Annotated in this window: 2 protein-coding genes; one reads left to right on the top strand and one right to left on the bottom strand. The window is 34.1% G+C overall.

All coding sequences use genetic code 11. The features are described from left to right. A partial coding sequence (locus tag VLC96_RS16775) for an MG2 domain-containing protein (RefSeq protein ID WP_325264768.1) occupies window positions 1-2,787 on the bottom strand: 2,787 nt, incomplete at its 3' end. 328 nt (window positions 2,788-3,115) lie between these two features. Between VLC96_RS16775 and VLC96_RS16780 the strand changes: the two genes are divergently transcribed. Then, window positions 3,116-3,937 (top strand): family 43 glycosylhydrolase (locus VLC96_RS16780; RefSeq protein WP_325264770.1); only part of this gene is annotated, 822 nt, incomplete at its 3' end.

The raw sequence follows: 3,937 nt of genomic DNA on the forward strand, positions 1-3,937 counted from the left end.
TTTTGGTCTTCCGTTTTCATCAACCGTAACAATATCGAACTGATTTACTTTTCGGGTTTCCAGCATCCCATATTTATTGAGTTCCGGCGATTTTATTCCCAGATAGGTATTGTAAGGCGAATAAGTCGTAGCCATAACATCAGTACTGAAATCGCCTCCTTCTTCATACACTTTTGTAATGAATGAAGCTTTCAACATTCCGGGCGCTTCTCCTTGAATTTTCGGATTTATGGGTGTACTTGCCTTTCCATTGGCATCTAATTTTCCAGAAAACACCGTAATTTCTTCCGTATTAAATTTTCGAACCAAATCATCAAAAACATACTTCTCATAATTCTTAAAAGTTGTTGTTTGTTGTGAAAATTTAGCCTGCATTTCTACATTCAAATTTTTGGCAACGGCTCCGTGAAGCCAAGCGACCTCTAGATTGCAAGTATTTGGGTATGAGGTCGAAAGCTGAGTTCTATTGAACGTGTTTTTAATTTTTAAACGATTAGGTTTTATGGTTTCGATTTTGATGCTTTTATAAAACTTAGCGCCACCAACACTTACCATTGCTTCCCAATTTCCTGTTGGTGCATCCATTTCGGTTGGAACAGTAAAAGCATAATGATTCCATTCATTCGATTTTTGAACAGTTTGATACGTTACTTTTCCGTTAGGATCGGCTAATCTAAATTTTATTGGATGCCCTAATGGAATTTTATTGGAAGCATCATTCAAAATAAAAGACAAATACAAATTATCACCAGGTCTCCATACACCACGCTCTCCGTAAATGAATCCTTTAAGACCTTTTTGCAAAGTTTCTCCAGAAACATTAAAATTACTAACTGATAATGAAGTCCCATCATCTAGCTTAACGTAGGTCGATTGTGTTCCGTAAGTAACAATGGCGAAATAAGCAAATTTGTCAAGTTGAAAATTGGCAATTCCCTCACTGCTTGTCGTTCCCGTTGCCAGTTTTTGTTGCTGAAAACTATACAAATCCACTCTTGCATTCGAAATTGGTTCGGTGGTTATGATATTATTTACCGCAAATAAATAGGATTTGTTTTCTCCTCTTTTGGCTATTACACCAACATCCGAAGCTAAAATATTAGTACCTATTTTGGCATTATAATAATAGGAATTCGAGCAAGGGTCTTGACTTTCTCTCCATTCGTAATCGTCATAATAATACTCATCATAAGCATTGTCGCTATAATTCACATCATTTTCATCGACTTCTTCCGCTTCTTCATTATCATTATCATCAGTATTGGAACCTTCGCATTTGTATAATGAATAAGCTTTTTTGTAAGCAAATTCGACTCTGTAAATCGCTCCTGGTTCGGGGGTGATAATTTTGGACAAATCCAAAGCAAAAGTGTTCCATTTACCAAGATTTACTAAATTATTTTCTTTTAAATTCAGTGTTGATTTAGCAATTGGCTGACCGACTTTTTTTAAATTCCTGGTACCGTTGAGTTCATTATCTTGGAGAAATTGCAGAATATTGTTTTTGTAAATTTTATAAACTTTTACGTCAACCGCAGATAAATTTACAGCTTCAAAATTAAGTTTCAGATTACTGGAACTTGGCAAAATAGTTCCGCTTTTGAGAAAACGAACATTAGGTTTTATTTCATCAAATGAAATTTTCTCTGAGTATTTTTCGTCTAATTTTTTATGATATTCGCTTTCAATTCCCTGAAAAACTTCTAATAGCAATTCTCCTGTAAGTTTTTGAGAAAAAACTGCTGGCTCGGGCTCAACAACTTCAACAATATCATTAGAAACTGCAACCGAAGCAGTATCTTGAATAACGGCTGTTGTATCAGTAGCGACTGCTGTATTGTCTTCTTCCTCTACAACTTCTGGAGTTACTACAACTGGTTTTTCGACAGGCTTTTCATTATTAAAATACACCTTTAAAACATTTCCCTGAGTAGCAAATTTCAAGCTATTGGTGTTTTGAATTGCAACCAATCCTTTAAAATCCTGACCTTTTTCTAATGGTTCCGAAAAATTTATAATTAATGATTGATTACCTTCTCCCTGTAATTCCGTTTTAATGATTTTGAATTCATTGAAAGATGTAATTGGGAAATCTATAGTCCCTTTTTGGTCTATATCATAATCGGTTCCATCGTATTCAATAGCCAAATTGGTTGCAGTGTCGATTCGCTGAATGCTGTCGATTCTAAATTTAAATTCTTTGGCAACAGCTGGAGATTTTTCGAAAACAATTTTCAAATCTTTTCCATTATGTTCAGCTTCAATTAATTTTTTAGCAGTTTCAAAATCCATGTTGTCAGCTGTCTTCAATTCACAATTCAAGTATTGATATTCTCTGCTGTAGGACTGAATATCGAGCGTATTTACAATAAAATCCTGCTTGATAGTTTTGACTGTAAAATTAAATTCGGAAAGCTCTTTGTGCTTTTCGGCAACTTTTGGATTGAGTTTATCCAAATGCAAAGTCACCTGATATTCGGTTCCCGATTCCATCTTTTTTTCAGGTATAAAAGCAATCGTATTATTGGAAAGCGCCACTACTTTTCCATGGATATTTGGAGAGATATCAAACAAATCGTCGTCTAAAACCTCGTTGGCTTTCCAATTTTTATCAAAAGCCAAAACCACACGAATGTCAGATTGCGCCGAGACTATTCCTCCCGTAAAACTGACTATATACTCTTTAAACAATGAAAAATCGGAATTAAAATCGGGGGCTGATTTTTTACTACAACCTTGAAACAAAAAAAACACACAAAACACGAAAATTAATCCTTTTGTTTTCACTTTTATTTAGAGTTAATGGGTTACAGATTAGAGAAATAATTATTTTTTACAGTTTAAGTCGCAACTATCAAAGTCCTCATTTTATCACAGTAAATGTATATTTTTATTTAATTATTTTAAGAAGAATTTTCGCGTTTTGAAAAAATATTTTTTGGGAAAATATTTTCTCTTTTAAAACAAAAAACTGTTTGAAAACTACGGTGTCCTTTTGATAAAAACATCTGCCAATTTTCAATAGATAATACGCATTAGATTGAAAATATAGGTTTGCTTTTTCTTATACTAAAATATTTTCATAAATTCGATCTTCCTAATAAATTCGTATCTAATGAACAAATCTTTTCATCCCCAACTTATACTATTTTTTCTGGTTTTATTTGCTAATGGCTATTGCCAAAACCCACTTAACTTTGGCAGTAATATACTAACAGCTGATCCGTCAGGTCATGTTTGGAAAGACGGCAAAATGTATCTATATACTTCGCACGATGAAGAATGTCAGAAAGATTTTTTCATGAAAGACTGGCATGTTTTTTCGTCCAGTGATTTAGTAAACTGGACAGATCATGGTGCTTGTTTATCTGTAAATGATCTTTCATGGGCAGATAATTTTGCTTGGGCGCCGGACTGTGCTTATAAAAATGGCAAATATTATTTTTGTTTTCCAGCAGGAAATGGTTTTAAAGACCGTACAAATCCTAAAAAAAGCACCAAATGGATGGGAATTGGAATTGCAGTAAGCGATTCGCCAACAGGACCTTTTAAAGATGCTATTGACAAACCACTCTGGACAAAACCTTATGCGAATGATCCTTGTCTTTTTGTGGATGATGATGGAAAAGGCTATATTTATTTTAATGGCGGGGGCGATTATTTGGTAGCAGAATTGACCGATGATTTTCTTAACGTTAAAGGCGATATCCAATCGATGGATATGGGCGGTTACAAGCCAAAAAGAGAAGGTCCATGGGTTTTTAAAAGAAAAGACACTTACTATTATACTATGCCCGAAGATAATAGAATCCTAACATATTATACATCAAAATCGCCAGTAGGACCTTGGAAATATCAAGGTGTAATTATGGATGCAGAAGGCGAAAGCAATAACCATCATTCTATAGTAGAATTCAAAGGAAAATGGGTTTTATTT

The sequence above is a fragment of the Flavobacterium sp. genome, assembly GCF_035456085.1.
In the GTDB taxonomy this organism is placed as follows: Bacteria; Bacteroidota; Bacteroidia; order Flavobacteriales; family Flavobacteriaceae; genus Flavobacterium.